Here is a 17,143-nt window from a genome sequence, read left to right as displayed (position 1 = left end):
CATGCGCTCCACATCGTTGATCGCCGCCCTCGGCGCCGTGTCGCTCTCGTTGTTGGCTTGGCCGTCGCTGCGAGCCGACAACGAGTCGGGTTCGGAGCCGCAGGATTCCCGGTGCGAGTTCATCGCCGCCTATGGTTCCGTCGTCGACTCTAAGACGGGTCATGTCGTCGTTGTCGATGACGAGAACAGGGCGGCACTTCTTCAGAGCGCGCTGAGCTGCACGGAGGCCGCCCTCGACGGGCCAGCCCTAGCCCGATATCGCCGGCTGGCTCAGTCTGTCGACGCCCCCCGGTCGACGCGTGACGAGCAAGCCGAACATATGTTCGTTCTCATTGAGCTGGCGGCTGCCCTCTCACAAAGCGAAACGGCAGTCCAGAATCGTCAGGTTGCCCGCCGACTGATCGACGGCTGGCGCGACGTCGGCGATATTGTCGAAAAGCAGCACGCCACCCAGTCCCTCTCGCAGGCCGTCGCCGTGCGCGCCGGCGGTGCCCGTCCCGGCCGGAATGATGCCGCGGCCTACCATGCGCAGTGCGAGGCTGCCGGCGTACCGGTTCCCGGTCCGCTCGCAACGGACCGCAGATGGTCGGCTCCGACGCGTCTTGATCACGAAACACAAGCCTATCTGTTCCGCTCGAACTGGAGAGCTGCCACGGCCTGGACTTACCGGGCCGACGATGGCGGCTATTGCGTCGCGCTGCTGCGCGAGAATCCCGACAAGCCGTCTGCACCCGTCTATTTTGGCGCGATCTGCACCGACCGCGAAGAGATCGACACCTGCTTCTTCGACAGTCTCGTCTATGACGACGCCAATAAATCGAGGCGGATCCGGCGCGAAGAGATACCGGTCACTGATCTGCGGGATTTCGTTCATCCGTTCGACGGGGAGGATCGGTGCAATTCCTGCCACCTCGGCAAGAACCCTTTCCTTGTCAATCCCGCGACAACCTTGGGCAAGATCGTGAGATCGATGTATGCCCCGAATCCCGGCCCGGGCCGCTTCAGGTTCACTGGCCTGGAATCAGCTCGGGAAAGCTGGACGAACTACCCAGCGATGCCTGCCGTGCCAGGCTCCCCCGGCTGCATGGCCTGCCACGAGATTCCGGCTGTGACCAAGCAACATAACTTCTGCACGACGATCCTCGAGCGCGCGGCCAATACCACGATGCCGCCCAACCACTGGCAAAATCTTCCGGGTACTCACGCTCGGTTCTGGCCGGACGACAATGGCTGTTTCGACACAAGCTTAAACGACCTTAGCCGTTTCTTTCCCAGCATGGTACGTATCAGGTCATATTGCAGCGGATTGCCGGAAAAGACATGCAAAAACTAGAATTTTTCTCCCGCTGCATCGGGTCTACGACATTGTCAACCGAACTTGAACGGATGTTCAATGATCCAGCTGAACCAGCAAATAAACACGCAGCGCTCCACACCATATGGCTGCATTTATTGCAGTCATCATCAGAATTTTCCTTAGGGGAATAGAGATGAAACAGGTGATTTTCGGACTTGCTTTGCTGTTGGCGGTGGGCACGGCCCACGCCGAAACGCTGAAAGTCGCCACCTGGAACCTCGGTTGGCATATGTCACGCACGGAGGCTGCCACGTGGATCAAGAAATGCAGTGGGCCTTTCGCCAAAAACCCGCAGACCGGTCAGTGGGAACCGGCAACGGCCGGAAAGCCCGGCTGGGAGCTGGAATGGGGGCGTGACGCGCCAATCGCCTGGGACATCGCCCGCTGGGCGCCCTGTGACGTGTATCAGGCCAATTTCGAAATCGTCCCGGTGACCGAGGCGGCCTATCTCAAGCGGACCAAACAGATTGCCGCTGTTATTGCGGACCGGCTCCAGGCAGACATCATCGGCTTTCAGGAAGTAAGTGGCGAACAAGCCATTCGGGATGTGCTTCCCGAGAATGGCAAGGACTACGAGGTCTGCGCGTTCGAAAACTTCAAGGTCCAGCGCCTCGGCTTTGCTTGGAGGAAAGAACTCGGCGCTGGCGAGTGCGCCTACGAGACATCAATCAGCCTGCCTCACCTTGCCACCGAGCTCCAAGTGAGGCCGGGATATTCTCTCGCCCTTACGATTGGCGGCAAGCGGTTTCGCGTGCTGAACGTGCACTTGAAATCCTCATGCGTAACGCCGGTCGAGGCCGAACCGGGAAGTCCTCGCGGGGCGCTCGCGGGGGACAACCCACATTGCCAGATCCTGCAGCAGCAGATTGTGCCCTTGGAGGCCTGGATTGAAGGCGCGAGCGAAAGCAGCGATAGGCTCATTGTCCTCGGCGATTTCAACCGCGCCATCTGGCACGAGCTGCATCTTACCGGACCGGTCCGCACGGACGGCTCAGATCCGGCCAGCCCACTGGGTAATAGCGCTAAGGTGAACAGCCTGATCGAGGAGATTGACGACGGTGCGCCAGCCTCGAGCGATCTGTCCGCCCTTGTAGAGCATTGCCCGGTCAGTTCGGCGGCCGAGATCGCGTGCGCGGTCGCTGAAGCGCCTCCGGACAAGGCCGCCTGGCGCGCCGCCACAAAGACGCTCGCTGCCACAGATGTCTTGGGATGTCGCAACCCCGTGGGACTCGACCACATCCTAGTGGGGCCAGGCCTGTCAGCCAAAGAAGCAGTCAAAGTGCCGCTCCAGCGTCTTGGGCGCACACTGTCGGCAAACGCGACCCATCCCAATCCGATTCTGGCTCTATCCGATCACTGCCCATTGGTTGCTAAAATTGGCTACTGACTTCTGGCTGTGCAACAAGAGAGTCGGATGGAACCTCCCCGCGAATGGGCAGACGAGAACAACCCGATTCATGTGGTCGAGGCCTTCGTCGATGCGCTGGGCCTGCCGAGTTCAAGCTTCGGCGGGCGATGCCCGCGAGCACGAGGCGGCTTGCTAACCATCCCGCCGTGCTGCTGAAGCTCTACATTGTGATCTGATCCCCGAAAACTGGACCGTTTAAAGCTGGAATTTTCCGCGCCAAAATCCCTGGCTGGAAGGAATAGAACCTACCGGATGCGCCAGAAGCAGAAGTTCGCTGCGACGACGAGTGGCGCGTTTGGGGCCGGGAGCGGACCGGCCGGTTTTGGCTGCCGCTGTGCAGATTACCGCCGTTCTGCAGCCGCAGGCCGATGTCAGACCTCAATTAATCCGTCGAGACCGCTCGCACCCTGACGAAGAAGCGCTCGCCGTAACAGGAGCTGCTTCGAGTCGAAGTGCGGCATGGGCATGTCACATCCGGATCGCTCGGCTCGTCATGACCTCGAACGTCGATCTCCGGCGCTCCGAGCACAAGGACGAGATATGAGCGAGAACAAAAGGCTGGCCTGGAACGAGGTGGCCCCGCAGGGGGCCAAAGCGCTCTACGGCGTCCATCACTACATCACCACGGGCACCGATCTCCCCCATGAGCTGATCCACCTCGTCTTCCTACGGGTGTCGCAAATCAATGGTTGCGCGCACTGCATCGACCTGCATACGCGCGACCTGCTCAAGACCATGCCTCTCGAAAAGGTCGTCCTGGTTCCGGTCTGGGATGAAGTGCCCCATCTATTTTCTGAACAGTACCGCGCCGCTCTCGCCTGGGCTGAGGAGGTCACGTTGGTCAGCGAGACGCATGCCTCCGATGAAGCCTACGCCGCAGCCAGCGCCGCCTTCGCACCGAAGGACCTTGTGGATCTCACGATCACCATCGCGGCGATGAACGCCTTTAATAGGCTGGGGGCGCCCTTTCGACTGCCGGTTCAGGCGAAGGCTTAGTCGGCCCAGTCGCACGCTCAGGGCCGGCGCTACAGCCGTCCCGTTTGCGCCGCGGTTGATCGATCGGTTCCCGCGTCCTCGCGTTTGCGTCGCCGATTTTTCCGGGGGGCATGTCACATCCGGCCCAATACGCCTCGTCCTTGTCTTCAACGGACGCCTGAGAGCGGCACATGCCGCTTGGTCCGTTCCTAAACTGGGAGATGGATACTATGAAGATCGTGGTGATTGGTGGAAGCGGACTGATCGGGCGTCAACTGACGGCCGACCTCTCGCGACAAGGGGTTGATGCTGTCGCGGCTTCGCCGAGTACCGGCGTGAACGCGCTGACGGGTGAAGGCCTGGCCGAGGTCCTTGCGGGCGCCGATGTTGTCGTGGACGTGTCGAACTCGCCTTCCTTCGAGGATGCAGCGGTGCTCGACTTTTTCGAGCGCTCGGGCCGCAACCTTCTGGCTGCCGAGCGCGCGGGGGGCGTAAGGCATCACGTCGCCCTGTCCATCGTTGGCACGGATCGCCTCGAGGGGAACGGCTACTTCCGGGCGAAGGTTGCGCAGGAACGGCTGATCAAGGTCTCTGGCGTCCCCTTCACCATCGTGCGCGCAACCCAGTTCTTCGAGTTCGTCGCCACCATCGCCGAAGCATCGATCGACGGCGACCGCCTGGTCGTACCCGATGCCGACTTCCAGCCCATCGCCGCCGCCGATGTCGCCGCAGCGCTCGCCGATGTCGCGCTCGCTCCGCCGCGCAACGCGACGATCGAGATCGCCGGACCCAACCGCCTGCCCTTCCGCGACTTCGTCGCCCGTCGCATCGCCGCGGACGGCGACGTTCGGGAGGTTCAGGCCGACAGGGCCGCGCGTTACTTCGGCGCCGCGCTCGAAAAAGGTTCGCTGGTTCCCGAACATGTGGGAGCGGCGCGTCTCGGACCAACGCGTTTCGAGAGCTGGCTCGTCGCCGCCTGAGCCCGATGCGTTCTCCCACCCACACAGAAAGACCCATGCCGTGTTCAGAACATTCCTGCTTGGAGCCCTGCTATCCGTCACTGCCGTTCCCGCCATGGCGACAGATGTCGCAAGGGGCGAAGCGCGCGTAACGACGATCTTCGACCATCCGATACCTTCCGTTCCGGGCAAGAGCCTACGCGGCGTCCTTGTCGAGTACGGTCCGGGCGGCTCCTCGCCGTCCCACACCCACGCGACATCCGCCTTCATCACGGCGACTGTGATCGAGGGCGCGGTGCGCAGCCGGATCAACGACGGCCCGGAGAAGGTATTTCGCGTCGGCGAAAGCTTCGTCGAGATGCCGGGCGACCATCACGGCGTCAGCGCCAACGCGAGCGATGTCGAGCCCTCCAAGCTCCTTGCCGTGTTCGTCGTGGATACGGACGACACCAAACTCACGACGCCGGACCGGCCGTAAGAACCGGTGTACGCTGGGTGGGGGAGTTCGTCCGCGGCCATCATTACGGGGGCAAGCGAAAGCCACTGTCGAGGAACGCAATGCGGCAGGTAGATGACGCCACAGACATCTTCGAGACCCATCGGGCGCGGCTCCTGCGCATCGCCTACCGCATGCTGGGCTCGCGCAGCGAAGCTGAGGACGTCGTGCAGAACGCATGGTTGCGCTGGGTCGCCACGGACCGTAGGGGTGTCGCAGCCCCGTATCCGTTCCTTGCACGCGTCGTCACCCGGCTTTGCCTTGACGAGATGAAGTCGGCACGCGCCCGCCGCGAGACCTATGTCGGCGCCTGGCTGCCCGAACCGTTGGTCGAAACCGAAGAAGGTGGCCTGGAGGAGGACGACCTCACGCTGACGCTAATGATGGCACTCGAGCGCTTGTCACCGTTGGAAAGGGCGGCATTCCTGCTCCACGACGTCTTCGGCGTGCCGCTCGGCGAGGTGGCGGACACGCTCGATCGCGAAGCAGCGGCCGTGCGCCAACTCGCCGTCCGGGCGCGCCGAAATATTCAGGCCGCACGTCCGCGCTTCCCGGTCGAACGCGAAGAGGGCGAGCGGATCGCGCGCGCCTTCTTCGCGGCCTCGACCAGCGGTGACACCGCAACGCTGCGGACGCTTCTTGCCGAGAACGTGGTTCTGCGTTCGGACGGCGGCGGCAAGGTCCTTGCCTTCATCAACCCCATTGCGGGATTGGACCGCCTCCTGCGGCTGTACGAGGGGGTGCGCCGAAAATGGGGAGAGGGCTGGGCGCAGATGCTTGAACCCGCCTGGATCGACGGGCTGCCAGGCTATGTCAGCCGCGAGCGCGGCGACGTCCTCCAGACGACAGCGCTCGCTATTGAAGACGGCCGGATCACCGCCCGCAATCCCGACAAACTCCGCCATATCGCGCAGGCTCTCGCTGCGGGGCCGGACCCGACCTCCCGGACACAGTGATCAGACCGCGGGCGGCGCATGTCGCCTCGCCCCACATTCAACCTCTCAACGCACTGTTGTTCTCGCACGGCGCGCCAGCTCACGCAGGACAACAACATGACGCAGCAGACACCCATTGGCTCCGGCTTCGGCGCCGCCAGCACGGCCATGGAGGTCGTCTCCGGGATCGATCTCTCGAGGAAGCTCGCCATTGTGACCGGAGGGGCCTCGGGCCTCGGGCTCGAGACGACGCGCGCTCTCCTCCATGCCGGGGCCGAGGTCATCGTGCCCGCGCGAAGCCCTGAGCGGGCAAGGAAAGCCTTAGGCGGACTTGCCGGCGCCACCGTCGACGCCATGGACCTTGCCGATCCGCAGTCCGTGGCTGCCTTCGCGGCACATGTCGTGTCCGCCGGCCAGCCCGTGTCGATCCTCGTCAACAGCGCCGGCATCATGGCGACGCCGGAGACTCGGGACGCCGATGGGCACGAGGCGCAGTTCGCGACGAACCATCTCGGCCACTTCCGTCTCACGCTCGGGCTCTGGCCCGCTCTTGTCGCGGCCGGAGGCGCCCGCGTCGTCAGCGTCTCCTCGCGCGGCCACCAGATATCCGGGATCGACTTCGAGGACATCGACTTCCGGGTTCGTCCCTACGACAAATGGGTCGCCTATGGTCAGTCGAAGACGGCCAACGCTCTGTTCGCAATGGCGCTTGACCGCCGGGGACGGAGCCATGCCATCAGGGCCTTCTCGCTTCATCCCGGCCAGATCCTGACCGATCTCGCCCGGCATCTCAGCGCCGAGGAGATCGCCTCGTTCGACGCTCTGGACGAGGCAGGGCGCCCAATCATCGATCCCGCGCGCGGCATGAAGACGGTCGAGCAAGGGGCCGCCACAAGCGTCTGGTGCGCCACGAACCAGCGGGTCGACGGCTTGGGCGGCGTCTACTGCGAGGACTGCGACATCGCCGTCGTCAACTCTGCGAGGACGGGAAGAAAAGGCGTCAGCCCCTGGGCGTGCGATCCGGAATCGGCTGAGCGCCTGTGGCGATTGTCCATCGCGTGGACAGGGTTGGACATTGTTTAAGTCCTGTTTGGTCGCAAAGGAGGACCTGCATGTCCTTTGCCCCTCGGATACGGGACGACCGCCTTCCCGCCTGTGTCGAGCGCAAGCCTGCAGTCCACTTCTCACTCCGTGGCAGCCTATGAAGTCGCGCAGAGCGCCTTCATAGGCTGCGGCAAATCCGACAACTCATCAGACGAAGTTGGTGGATCGCGACAGCGCCTCCCATGCGCTGATTTCGTCGCGCATGCGGCCGAGTTTCTGTTCGACTAGCCCCAAGGCATCGTCGCCGAGGAACAGCCGCACCGGCGGGTTCTCGGCATCGACAAGGGCGAGCAATGCCTGCGCGGCCTTAGCCGGATCGCCGGGCTGATTGCCGCTCTTGGCTTGTCGCGCAGCGCGGATCGGGTTCATCACCGTGTCATAGTCGGCAATGCTGCGCGGCGTGCGTTCCATCGAGCGGCCGGCCCAATCGGTGCGGAATTGGCCGGGCGCGAGCGCCGTCACCCGAATTCCGAAGCTCGCCACTTCCTTGCCGAGCGCCTCGGAGAGCCCTTCGAGCGCGAACTTGCTGCCGCAATAGAAGCTGATCCCGGGCATGGTGATGAAGCCGCCCATGGAGGTGACGTTAATGATATGGCCACGACGCCGCGCGCGCATGCCCGGCAGCACCGCCTTCATCATCGCGACAGGCCCGAAGACGTTGGCGGCGAATTGGCGCTGAAGATCGTCCAAGGACGATTCCTCCAGCACGCCCTCATGGCCATAGCCCGCATTGTTCACCAGCACGCCGATCGGACCAGCCTGCCGTTCGGCCTCAGAGACCGCCGCCGGGATCGCGTCGAAATCCGTCACATCCAGCGTGACCGGGTGAGCACGACCGGGCGCGAGCGCGGCGAAGACCTCGGCGTCACCCTGCCGCCGCACGGTGCCGATCACATGGTGGCCCGCTTCAAGCGCTCCGAGGGCAAAGGCTTGTCCCAGGCCGGAACTGACGCCTGTGATGAGAAATGTCTTGGGGGAGGAAGCCATGATACAACTCCGGAGATGAACAAATCTATATCATGATATAGATAAGCTATGACAGGAAACAAGACCCAGGCAGCACCGACCGCCGCGCGCGGCGAGCCGGTTCGTCAGCGCGTATTGGACGCGGCGGAACGGTTGCTTCGCCGAGGGAAGGCCGATTTCTCGATGCGCGACCTTGCCACCGAGGCCGGGGTGAGTTTCGCGACACCGTTCAACCAGTTCGGCAGCAAGGCGGCGATCATGCTTGCCCTGTCGGGCCGGCGGATCGACACAATGGCCACGCGCTTTGCCGATATGTCGCCGCCGGCCGATGCCGCCGGCAGGGTGCTGCTGGCGATCGACACGGCGGTCGAGGTGATGTTGGAGGAGCCGGAGATAAACCGCGTCGTGATGAGTTGGATCGGCACGGCCGGGCCATCCCCCGGACAGGTCCTAGCCCACTCGACGACCCTATGGTCATTAGCGCTGGGCGCCGGGGAAGGCTTGGCCGGGGCGGACAGGGAGCGCGCGCTGCGCTGTCTGCCGGAACAGCTCGCCTTCGCCTTTCGCGGGGTTCTCTCGTTCTGGACCGCCGGCGAACTACGGGATGAGCAGCTTGCCGCGCAGGCGCGCGACATGGCGAAGACATTGCTGCTCGGATTCACTTAACGGCCGCAGTCTGCCATTTCACCACGTTAGCTGCCGCCGGGCCGCCAAGGCCGATCGGCAAGCAACATGCCCTGCGCGTCGAGCGGCGTCCGTTTGCCCATTCAGTCGGCGGCTCTCCTGCTCGGTACGTACCCAGCCACGCCCCAGCCCTGCCTGCGCAAATAGATGACCTGAGCGGTCAGTCCGACGACGAGCATGACGACGAGGGTAGCTAGGGCGCCCAGGAGGAGCGGCGACTTCGGATCGGTGACCAGCGGGTGGCCATCCGGTACGCGACGAAGCGTTTCGCTTACGCTCGGCACCATCAAGAGAAACGTCGTCAGGGTGAGGAAAATTGTCTCGAAATAGGTGCCGGCGCGGCCAAATTGCGGGGCGTGGCCGATGCCATATCCGGCCAGCAGCAGCAGGAGCGTCGCCGCGCCGATGCCCTAGCTTATTTGCTCATGGGCCACCAGAAACACCGTTGTCCCGCCGATCAGCATCGAAACGAAATAGAGGGCGCCGGGCACGGATCGCGGCACGATCCTGCCGTGGCGGGCAAACATGTAGATGGCGAGGGGAATGGCAGGCAGGCTGCCAAGCGTATGCACCCAACCGAGAGGCGAGATTCCAAACATGGGGTTGTCCTGTCTTGTGATGGGGGGCTCTGCTCTGATGGAGTCGCCTCGGGGGGCGATACCCGCCTCCGGGCATGCATCAGGGAGAGGTTCTCAAACCTGCCGCTCTGCCTCGCCTTGCGCAGGAGGCAACCGCCGGACCAGGGTGACGCTCAGAGCCACGCCACCGGCGAGACAGGCGGCGATGCAAAGCACGGCGACGATGAGGGCCTGACTGATGGCGGCCGGATCGGTCCGCTCGCCCAGCACCTCGTAGAAGATCCCGCCGATGACGGCGACGCTGAGCGCGGTGCTGACTTGCAGGGTCGAGCTGGCGACGCCGGCAATCATGCCGGAAAGGACCGGCGCGACGCGGCCCGTCACCATCGCCATCAGGGTCGGCAGCGCCAGCCCCTGTCCGAAGCCGATCACGAACAGGATCGGGGCAAGCGGCATCGGCGCGGGATGCACACCGGTGCGTGTCGCCGCGATGAGCCCGGCGAGAGCCAGGAGCCCGGCGACTTCCAGCCCCATGCCGATCGGATTGACATAGGCGCCGCAGAACCGCCGGAGAAAGGGCGTCGACAGCGGCCCGAACAGGAAACCGGCACCGAATGGCAGGAAGACGAGGCCCGCCTGCAGAGCTGTCGCCTGCAGAGCTTCCTGCAGATAGACAGAGAACAGCAGGAAGAAGCTGCCGATCGAATAGAACAACAGCGCGATCAACAGCGCGCAACCGAGTCCCGGCGCCCGCACAGCGACCGGGTCGAGCAAGGGCGCGCCGCCGGCGCGTGCCAGCCGGGTCTCATAACGCCAGAAGAGCCCTGCCAGCAACGGCACCGCGACGAGCGACAGCCGGGACCAGAGCGGCCATCCAGCTTCACGCCCCTCGATCAGCGCGCCGAGTGTTAGCATCGAGAGCGACATCCCGCCGAGATCGAGCCTGCGTGCTTCGTGCGCGCGCGTCTCTTTGAGCAGCGGAATACCGAATAGCAGGACGAGCGTTGCCACCGGCAGGTTGATCAGGAAGATCGTCCGCCACCCCAGCCCCATGATGTTGAGCGAGATCAGGAGGCCACCAAGCGCCTGCCCGATTACCGCGGCCAGGCCGAAGACCGCACCATAGATGCTGAGGGCGAGTGGCTTCTCCCTCTCCGGGAAAATCGCCTGCACTGACGCGAGTGCCTGCGGCGCCATCACGGCGGCCGTTACGCCCTGCAAGGCGCGCCCGGCGACCAGAACCCACGGAGACCAGGCGAAGCCGCACACCGTCGAGGCGGCGGCAAAGCCGATCAGGCCGAGAAAGAACATGCGGCCGCGACCGAACAGGTCGCCGAGCCGCCCACCGGTTGTCAGCGTCACCGCATAGAGCGCGGCATAGGAGGAAATGACGAGCTGCTCGGTGGAGGAGGAGGCGCCCAGCTCCCCCCGGATCGAGGGAAGCGCCACATTGACGATGAAGAAGTCGAGCGGGGGCAGGAACGTGCCGACCAGTAGGACGACGAACATTGTCCAGCGCCGTGGCTCGAGCAGACCGTTGCCGTCCCTCACCATAGAGGCCCCAAGGGACGCCCTTCCGCATGTTGTCGTGGTCATGGGAGTGTTTCCGGTCTTGAACCCCAGGCTTCGTTGCTGCCGATGACTTGAGGCCGTGCTAAGCGGCACCGGCCGCTGAATCCCGGTCGTCGGCATCGAAATCAGTCGCGATGGAAAGCTCGCGCCAAGCCGCGATGTCGGCGCGGAAGGCGCCCAGCTTCTGCTCCGCTATGGCGTGAGCGCGGGGGCCGATGGGCAGGTGCAGCGGCGGGCTCTCGGCATCGACGGCCTGCAGCATCACGGCCACAGCCTTTGCGGGATCGCCCGCCTGCCGTCCATCATTGGTCTCGCGGTAATGCCGCCGCGCCTGCGTGGTCCCGGCATAAGCGGGGATCTCGCGCACTGCTGCCATCATGGAGCGCCCGAGAAACGCGGTTCGGAACGGGCCGGGCTCGGCGATTATGACGGTCACACCGAGCGGGCGAAGTTCTCCGGCGAGCGCCTCGGACAAGCCCTCCACCGCGAACTTGGTCGCGTTGTAGAAGCCGAAGCCCGCCGAGCCGGAGATCCCGGCTCCAGAGGAGAGATTGACGATGCGGGCTCCCGGCTGCCTGCGGAGCGCCGGCAGCGCCGCTCGCGTCGTCTCGATCAGCCCGAAAACGTTCACCTCGAACAGCGGTCGATATTCGTCGGGCTCACCCTCTTCGATCGCGCCGATAAAGCCGAAGCCGGCGTTGTTGACGAGCACGTCGAGCCCGCCAAACGTACTTTCCGCCAAGGCCACCGCCCTTGCGGCGTCGCCGGCACGGGTGACGTCGAGCGAAATGCTGCGCACCGTCTCGGGATAGCGCTCGCTCAGCGTCTGCAAGCTCTCCGTCGAACGGGCGGTGGCGACGAGGCGATCGCCGCGCGCGGCGACGGCCTCGGCAAGCTCCCGGCCCAGGCCCGACGAGCATCCTGTGATCAGCCAGGTTTTCATCCTGTCCTCCTTTAGCGTTGGGACGAGCGCCGTGATGAGGCGCCGCCGTAAACGGCCGGCGCGCTGCCGGACCCAGCGGGATGAGGCAAATGTAGGTGAATGGATTTGTTCGATAACTGACAGTATCGTACGTCGTTCGTTCATTTCTGTGGGTGAGGCAATGGAGTGGAGCGACGTTAGAATTTTTCTCGCCATAGCCCGTACCGGTACGCTGGGCGCTGCCGCTCGCGCACTTCATCTGAGCCATCCCACGGTAGGACGCCGCCTTAGGGCGCTCGAACAGGCCACCGGCCAGACGCTGTTTCAGAGAACCGCCGACGGCTTCATTCCGACGGAAGAAGGCAACGCGGTCATCGCGCTGGCGGAGCAGATGGAGGAAGGTGCCCTCGCCATCGAGCGGCGGCTCGCCGGCCAGGAGCAGGCCCTTCAGGGCACCTTGCGCATATCGTCTGCGGACTGGTTTGGCGCCTATGTGCTGCCTCCGATCATCGACGATTATGCGAAGGCCTGTCCGCAGGTCGATCTGGAAGTCCTCACCGGCACCCGCCTATTCAGCCTCGCGCAGCGGGAGGCTGACATCGCTTTCCGGATCGTCCCGTTCGACAATCCTGATGTCGTGCAGCGACGCTTGGTCCAGCTTCCCTATGGCGTCTACGTCGCGGCAGGCTCGCCCGAGCCGGTCTACGGAGATGGCGCCGGCTTCCGGCTCATCACCCACGACACCTCGACCGGGCAGTTCCCGGACATCGCCTGGCTCGCCGAAAGCTTTCCAAACGCCAGGCGGCTCCTGCGGTCGAACAATCGGAACGTTCAGGGGCGGATGGCCCACCAAGGCATCGGCATCGCCGTTCTACCGCAGGTGGTCGGAAGTCAGATCGTGGGTCTCCGCAAGCTCGATCTGCCGGTGAAGCCACCCTCACGGGATATCTGGATGGGCTATCACCGCGACATCCGGCGCCTTCGGCGGCTGCGGGCCTTCATATCCGTCGTGACCGATCATGCTGCCAAGCTATCGCCCCAATAGTTCCCTGCACGCTTGGCAACTTAGTTGTAAGGCCAGAAATGGAAGCTCGGTGCCGCGAGGAGGAAACGCCGGTTCGGGGCCGAGCGGACTGGCCGCTATCGGGACTTCAAGCAAGAAGCCGACATATCGCGCCGGTGAATTGCCGAGGGCTAAGCTGACCAAAAGGCTACCTTCGAAACTTCCGCTTCGAAGTCCACATCAAGTTGGTGGTCGTCTACTGCTAGCCGAGGATGCAATCTAACTTCGTTGCAGGCCTTGGAATTACAAGGCTGCCCCATCCGTGATCCCCGCTTCGATCCAGGCGCGAGTCTGCTCCAGGATCTCGTCGGAAAGAGCAGGGTCATCGATGGCGCGGGCAAGGATGACCGCCCCGACCATCGCCGCCCAGCTTCCAATCGCTGCCTGACGCCGGCCGGCCGGATCCGCCAACGGGAGCGACGTCGCGATGCGTCCGATCTGCGAGCGCAACCCTTCCGTCATCGCCGCGCGTGCCGCCGGGGTCTGGTGGCGGATGGCGGCGGCAAGTCCCGCCGTCGGGCAACCCGCGGCCGGGTTGTCGCGATGGCGCGGCGACAGATAGGCCTCGAGATAGGCGCGGATATCGGTTTTCCCGCCGACATCCGCCGCGAGGACATGGGCCAGCGTCTGCGCGACCAGATCGTCCTTTGAACTGAAATGCCCATAGAAGCCCCCATGGGTGAGCCCGGCGGCCTTCATCACCTCGGCCACGCTGACGGCGTCGAATCCCCTGTCGCGAAAGAGCGAGCTGGCAGCGTCGAGGATGCGGCGGCGGTTCTCCACCATCTGCTCGCGGCTCACCTTCATTTCAGATTCCTCCGACACCTGTCATTGACAGTTACATGATGATCGTCATATTTAGATTCAATCATGATGTTCATCATGTATATGACCACGAATTGAAGAGAGAGCAACCCATGGCCGCACACCCCTCCGTTCTTATCACCGGCGCCTCCACCGGCATCGGCGCGGCTTATGCCGAGCGTTTCGCCCGCCGTGGGCATGATCTGGTGCTGGTTGCCCGCAACACGGAGCGCATGGAGGCGCTGGCGGCGCGCCTGCGTGAAGAGACTGGCGTGACGATCGACATCGTCACGGCCGACCTCACACAGCCCGCCGACCTCGCGGTCGTTGAGGCTCGCCTGCGCGACGACGCCCGCGTCGGCATCCTCATCAACAATGCCGGAACGGCCATTGGCGGCAGCTTCATCGAGCAGAGCACCGACGCCGTCGCGCAGTTGCTCGCCCTCAACACCACCGCCGTCCTGCGGCTGGCCAGTGCCATCGCGCCGCGTCTTGCACAGGCCGGCACGGGCGCGATCGTCAATATCGGCTCGGTGGTCGGGATCGCGCCGGAATTCGGCATGACCGTCTATGGGGCGACGAAGGCTTTCGCGCTGTTCCTGTCGCAGGGACTCAGCCTCGAGCTCGGTCCGAAGGGCGTCTATGTCCAGGCGGTGCTCCCCGCCGCCACGCGCACCGAGATCTGGGGGCACGTCGGCGCCGATGTCGACGCCATGGCCGGGGTGATGGATGTCGAAGAACTCGTCGACGCGGCGCTGGTCGGCTTCGACCGCCGCGAGGCCGTCACCATCCCGCCGCTGCCCGATGTGGAGCAGTGGAACGCCTATCAGGCCGCGCGTCAGGCCATGCTGCCGAACACCCGCCAGGAACACGCCGCGGCGCGTTACCGCACGGCTGCCTGAGCCTTGGCGCGGGAACCCAGAGAGCACACCATCATGAAGGCCTTCATCCTCGACAAATACAAGAAGAGCGGCGCCCTGCGCTTCGGCGATAGGCCGGAGCCGGAACTGGGGGATGAGGATGTCCTGGTGGACATTCATGCCGCCGGGCTGAACCCTCTGGATTCCAAGATCCGCGCCGGCGCCTTCAAGCCCCTCCTTCCCTATCGCCCGCCTTTCATTCTGGGACACGACATGGCGGGACGGGTCGTGCGGGTAGGCGCGAAGGTCCGCCGTTTCAAGGCGGGGGACGAAGTGTATGCCCGCCCGCGCGATGGCCGGGTCGGAACCCTCGCGGAGCGGATTGCCGTTCACGAGGGCGATCTCGCGCTGAAGCCGAGGAACCTGACCATGGAGGAGGCGGCTGCGGTTCCTCTGGTCGCGCTGACCGCCTGGCAGGCTCTTGTCGACCGCGCCGGCTTGCGCACGGGGCAGAAGATCCTCATCCACGCGGGCTCGGGCGGCGTCGGGACATTCGCCATTCAACTGGCCAAGCATCGCGGCGCGACGGTCGCGACGACCACCAGCACCGCCAATGTCGATCTGGTCCGAAGCCTCGGCGCCGATGTCGTGATCGACTACAAGACGCAGGACTTCGAGAAAGTCCTGTCGGGTTACGATGTCGTCCTGAACAGCCTCGGCGGCGACACGCTCCAGAAGTCCCTGAGCGTGCTGAAGCCCGGCGGCAAGCTGATTTCCATCTCCGGCCCGCCGGACCCCGATTTCGCCCGGCAGAAGGGGCTGAACTGGGGCCTGCGGCAGCTCATGCGCCTTCTGAGCTTCGGCATTCGCCGGAAGGCAAAAGGCCGAGGGCTCGCCTATTCCTTCCTGTTCATGCGGGCGGATGGCGGGCAGTTGAGCCAGATCACGGCGCTGATCGAGGCCGGGGCCATTCGTCCGATCATGGACCGGGTCTTCCCGTTCGCCGCGACCAATGAGGCCTTGGCCTATCTCGACACCGGACGGTCCAGAGGCAAGGTCGTCGTCCGGCTGAACTGACGGGGGCGGAGCCCCAACCTGACGCATGGCCGGCCCTGCGGCGCCGGCCAGCGGTGACTCTTTGGGCCGCGATGGCGGACCCGTTCCCTCGTCCCGCAAACCGGAACAGCAGCCATGTCCTCACACTCTCCGAAAACCGCTCTTGTAACGGGGGCGTCGTCCGGCATCGGCCGGGCGAGCGCCGAAGCCCTGGCGCGGGCGGGCTTCACCGTCTTCGGCACCAGCCGCAAACCGGGCGGAACCGCCCCGAGCCAGGTCACGATGCTGGCCTGCGACGTAACGGATGACGCCTCCGTCGCCGCCCTCATATCGCAGGTGCTCGCACGCACGGGGCGCATCGACGTTCTCGTCAACAATGCCGGCGTCGGCATGTTCGGGGGCGCCGAGGAATCGTCAGTCGCACAAGTTCAGCGCCTTTACGACGTCAATCTGTTCGGCGTTGTCCGGGTCATCAACGCGGTCCTGCCGTCGATGCGGGCGCGCGGGCAGGGCCGCATCATCAATCTGAGCAGCGCGCTCGGGTTCATCCCCGCGCCGTACTCGGCCCATTATGCCGGAAGCAAGTTCGCCGTTGAGGGTTATTCCGAGTCGCTCGATCACGAGGTCCGCGCCTTCAATGTCCGCGTGAGCTTGATTGAGCCCGGCACGGTGACCGGCAATTTCGACCAGAGCGCGCTGGAGCCCGACGCCAAGAAGCCGGAGTATGATGGTGGCCGCGCCTGGGTGCGTGGATTCATCGAGAAGGCATTGCCGACGGCGGTCACACCCGAAGATGTGGCGGATGCGGTGCTTCGAGCTGCCACGGCGCCGCGCTACAGGCTGCGCTACCCCGTCGGCAAAGTGGCGAAAAAGGTCAGCCTGCTGCGTCGCCTCATGCCCGCGCGGCTGTTCGACAAGGCGCTGCGCCAGCAATTCGGCCTGCCACGCTGAGGCAGCTGAAGCTTCGCGCCTGCTTTGTGCTGGTCATATTGTGAAAGACCAAGACCGGGCGCGGAGCCTCGCTAATGTCCGCTTTTGGGCCGAGGCCGTTGCTCGATCAATGGCCGAGAACGCGGCGCTTTGCTGACAGGCGGCATCGGGGCCGTATCCGGAATGGCGGCTTTTGGCGTCAGACCAGTTAAGAGCGGCCGTCGTGGTCAACCGACGTGGCGTCCTGAGCTGACCACTTCTCTGACCTTGGGAAGGTCTGCTTGTCGGCAACGGATCCGAGCGCATCAAGAGCATCTCCCGCTGGCCGTCGGTGGGGGGCAGCGGCGAGCCTCATAGCGCCGCAAGATGCATGCGCGACCTCGGCTGTGCGCGCATCCCGCAGGTTCGATTCTGTCACCTCTAAAGTGAGCGTCCACTTTCTGTGCGTCCGCCGTTGGTCGGCTCCTGCCGCAT

At 64.5% G+C, this 17,143-nt stretch carries 16 protein-coding genes and 1 pseudogene; 12 read left to right on the top strand and 5 right to left on the bottom strand.

The genetic code is table 11. The annotated features are described in order from the left end of the window. Position 1 precedes the first annotated feature (1 nt). The 7 genes from ACO07Z_RS16810 to ACO07Z_RS16780 all read left to right on the top strand — a co-directional run bounded on the left by ACO07Z_RS16810 (position 2) and on the right by ACO07Z_RS16780 (position 7,213). The gene (locus ACO07Z_RS16810) at positions 2 to 1,333 is read left to right on the top strand and encodes a hypothetical protein (RefSeq protein ID WP_421699742.1); all 1,332 of its coding nucleotides are present in this window, start codon (positions 2 to 4) and stop codon (positions 1,331 to 1,333) included. Between the two features lie 157 nt (positions 1,334 to 1,490). Continuing rightward, entirely contained in the window at positions 1,491 to 2,744 is a 1,254-nt protein-coding gene (locus ACO07Z_RS16805) for an endonuclease/exonuclease/phosphatase family protein (RefSeq protein ID WP_421699741.1), read from the top strand. A gap of 561 nt (positions 2,745 to 3,305) precedes the next feature. Beyond that, positions 3,306 to 3,761 carry a carboxymuconolactone decarboxylase family protein gene (locus ACO07Z_RS16800; RefSeq protein ID WP_421699740.1) on the top strand — a complete coding sequence of 152 codons (456 nt, stop codon included), beginning with the start codon at positions 3,306 to 3,308 and terminating at the stop codon, positions 3,759 to 3,761. Between the two features lie 209 nt (positions 3,762 to 3,970). Beyond that, positions 3,971 to 4,720 (top strand): SDR family oxidoreductase, encoded by a 750-nt coding sequence (locus tag ACO07Z_RS16795; RefSeq protein ID WP_421699739.1) that lies wholly within the window; start codon positions 3,971 to 3,973, stop codon positions 4,718 to 4,720. A 94-nt stretch (positions 4,721 to 4,814) separates the two neighbouring features. Next, entirely contained in the window at positions 4,815 to 5,177 is a 363-nt protein-coding gene (locus ACO07Z_RS16790) for a cupin domain-containing protein (protein WP_421699738.1), read from the top strand. Between the two features lie 80 nt (positions 5,178 to 5,257). Continuing rightward, positions 5,258 to 6,151 carry a sigma-70 family RNA polymerase sigma factor gene (locus ACO07Z_RS16785; protein ID WP_421699737.1) on the top strand — a complete coding sequence of 298 codons (894 nt, stop codon included), beginning with the start codon at positions 5,258 to 5,260 and terminating at the stop codon, positions 6,149 to 6,151. Positions 6,152 to 6,247: 96 nt separating this feature from the next. After that, entirely contained in the window at positions 6,248 to 7,213 is a 966-nt protein-coding gene (locus tag ACO07Z_RS16780; protein ID WP_421699736.1) for an oxidoreductase, read from the top strand. Between the two features lie 168 nt (positions 7,214 to 7,381). Here the strand turns inward: ACO07Z_RS16780 and ACO07Z_RS16775 are convergent, their stop codons facing one another. After that, complete coding sequence (locus ACO07Z_RS16775) at positions 7,382 to 8,221, bottom strand: oxidoreductase (protein WP_421699735.1); 840 nt, start codon at positions 8,219 to 8,221, stop codon at positions 7,382 to 7,384. Positions 8,222 to 8,269: 48 nt separating this feature from the next. On the opposite strand from ACO07Z_RS16775, the gene ACO07Z_RS16770 reads away from it, so the two are divergent. Beyond that, positions 8,270 to 8,866: a TetR/AcrR family transcriptional regulator gene (locus ACO07Z_RS16770; protein ID WP_421699734.1), complete on the top strand. Its 597-nt coding sequence runs from the start codon at positions 8,270 to 8,272 to the stop codon at positions 8,864 to 8,866. Positions 8,867 to 8,967: 101 nt separating this feature from the next. On the opposite strand, the pseudogene ACO07Z_RS16765 reads toward ACO07Z_RS16770, so the two are convergent. The 3 genes and pseudogenes from ACO07Z_RS16765 to ACO07Z_RS16755 all read right to left on the bottom strand — a co-directional run bounded on the left by ACO07Z_RS16765 (position 8,968) and on the right by ACO07Z_RS16755 (position 11,977). Continuing rightward, positions 8,968 to 9,483 (bottom strand): annotated as a pseudogene (locus ACO07Z_RS16765) (hypothetical protein). Positions 9,484 to 9,576: 93 nt separating this feature from the next. Further along, entirely contained in the window at positions 9,577 to 10,971 is a 1,395-nt protein-coding gene (locus ACO07Z_RS16760) for an MFS transporter (RefSeq protein WP_421699733.1), read from the bottom strand. Positions 10,972 to 11,116: 145 nt separating this feature from the next. Next, complete coding sequence (locus ACO07Z_RS16755; RefSeq protein WP_421700836.1) at positions 11,117 to 11,977, bottom strand: oxidoreductase; 861 nt, start codon at positions 11,975 to 11,977, stop codon at positions 11,117 to 11,119. Positions 11,978 to 12,137: 160 nt separating this feature from the next. Between ACO07Z_RS16755 and ACO07Z_RS16750 the strand changes: the two genes are divergently transcribed. Next, positions 12,138 to 13,001: a LysR family transcriptional regulator gene (locus ACO07Z_RS16750; protein WP_421699732.1), complete on the top strand. Its 864-nt coding sequence runs from the start codon at positions 12,138 to 12,140 to the stop codon at positions 12,999 to 13,001. Positions 13,002 to 13,262: 261 nt separating this feature from the next. Here ACO07Z_RS16750 and ACO07Z_RS16745 read toward each other — a convergent pair whose 3' ends face one another. Next, entirely contained in the window at positions 13,263 to 13,826 is a 564-nt protein-coding gene (locus ACO07Z_RS16745; RefSeq protein WP_421699731.1) for a TetR/AcrR family transcriptional regulator, read from the bottom strand. A 110-nt stretch (positions 13,827 to 13,936) separates the two neighbouring features. On the opposite strand from ACO07Z_RS16745, the gene ACO07Z_RS16740 reads away from it, so the two are divergent. From ACO07Z_RS16740 to ACO07Z_RS16730, 3 genes are all read left to right on the top strand, one after another. Beyond that, positions 13,937 to 14,725 (top strand): SDR family NAD(P)-dependent oxidoreductase, encoded by a 789-nt coding sequence (locus ACO07Z_RS16740; protein ID WP_421699730.1) that lies wholly within the window; start codon positions 13,937 to 13,939, stop codon positions 14,723 to 14,725. A 33-nt stretch (positions 14,726 to 14,758) separates the two neighbouring features. Further along, complete coding sequence (locus tag ACO07Z_RS16735) at positions 14,759 to 15,760, top strand: NADP-dependent oxidoreductase (RefSeq protein WP_421699729.1); 1,002 nt, start codon at positions 14,759 to 14,761, stop codon at positions 15,758 to 15,760. 114 nt (positions 15,761 to 15,874) lie between these two features. Beyond that, positions 15,875 to 16,690 carry an oxidoreductase gene (locus ACO07Z_RS16730; protein ID WP_421699728.1) on the top strand — a complete coding sequence of 272 codons (816 nt, stop codon included), beginning with the start codon at positions 15,875 to 15,877 and terminating at the stop codon, positions 16,688 to 16,690. The last annotated feature ends 453 nt before the right edge of the window (positions 16,691 to 17,143 follow it).

Origin of the sequence: Ancylobacter sp., from assembly GCF_965229075.1 — a bacterium.
Taxonomy (GTDB): Bacteria; Pseudomonadota; Alphaproteobacteria; order Rhizobiales; family Xanthobacteraceae; genus Ancylobacter.
The sequence above is the reverse complement of the archived record's forward strand: the minus strand, read 5'-3'. Positions and strand labels throughout refer to the sequence as shown.

Bases quoted from the DNA above. Each gene is read 5' to 3' on its own strand.
- ACO07Z_RS16810 (WP_421699742.1), top strand. From the start codon at position 2: ATGCGCTCCACATCGTTGATCGCCGCCCTCGGCGCCGTGTCGCTCTCG.
- ACO07Z_RS16805 (WP_421699741.1), top strand. From the start codon at position 1,491: ATGAAACAGGTGATTTTCGGACTTGCTTTGCTGTTGGCGGTGGGCACG.
- ACO07Z_RS16800 (WP_421699740.1), top strand. From the start codon at position 3,306: ATGAGCGAGAACAAAAGGCTGGCCTGGAACGAGGTGGCCCCGCAGGGG.
- ACO07Z_RS16795 (WP_421699739.1), top strand. From the start codon at position 3,971: ATGAAGATCGTGGTGATTGGTGGAAGCGGACTGATCGGGCGTCAACTG.
- ACO07Z_RS16790 (WP_421699738.1), top strand. From the start codon at position 4,815: ATGGCGACAGATGTCGCAAGGGGCGAAGCGCGCGTAACGACGATCTTC.
- ACO07Z_RS16785 (WP_421699737.1), top strand. From the start codon at position 5,258: ATGCGGCAGGTAGATGACGCCACAGACATCTTCGAGACCCATCGGGCG.
- ACO07Z_RS16780 (WP_421699736.1), top strand. From the start codon at position 6,248: ATGACGCAGCAGACACCCATTGGCTCCGGCTTCGGCGCCGCCAGCACG.
- ACO07Z_RS16775 (WP_421699735.1), bottom strand. From the start codon at position 8,221: ATGGCTTCCTCCCCCAAGACATTTCTCATCACAGGCGTCAGTTCCGGC.
- ACO07Z_RS16770 (WP_421699734.1), top strand. From the start codon at position 8,270: ATGACAGGAAACAAGACCCAGGCAGCACCGACCGCCGCGCGCGGCGAG.
- ACO07Z_RS16760 (WP_421699733.1), bottom strand. From the start codon at position 10,971: ATGTTCGTCGTCCTACTGGTCGGCACGTTCCTGCCCCCGCTCGACTTC.
- ACO07Z_RS16755 (WP_421700836.1), bottom strand. From the start codon at position 11,977: ATGAAAACCTGGCTGATCACAGGATGCTCGTCGGGCCTGGGCCGGGAG.
- ACO07Z_RS16750 (WP_421699732.1), top strand. From the start codon at position 12,138: ATGGAGTGGAGCGACGTTAGAATTTTTCTCGCCATAGCCCGTACCGGT.
- ACO07Z_RS16745 (WP_421699731.1), bottom strand. From the start codon at position 13,826: ATGAAGGTGAGCCGCGAGCAGATGGTGGAGAACCGCCGCCGCATCCTC.
- ACO07Z_RS16740 (WP_421699730.1), top strand. From the start codon at position 13,937: ATGGCCGCACACCCCTCCGTTCTTATCACCGGCGCCTCCACCGGCATC.
- ACO07Z_RS16735 (WP_421699729.1), top strand. From the start codon at position 14,759: ATGAAGGCCTTCATCCTCGACAAATACAAGAAGAGCGGCGCCCTGCGC.
- ACO07Z_RS16730 (WP_421699728.1), top strand. From the start codon at position 15,875: ATGTCCTCACACTCTCCGAAAACCGCTCTTGTAACGGGGGCGTCGTCC.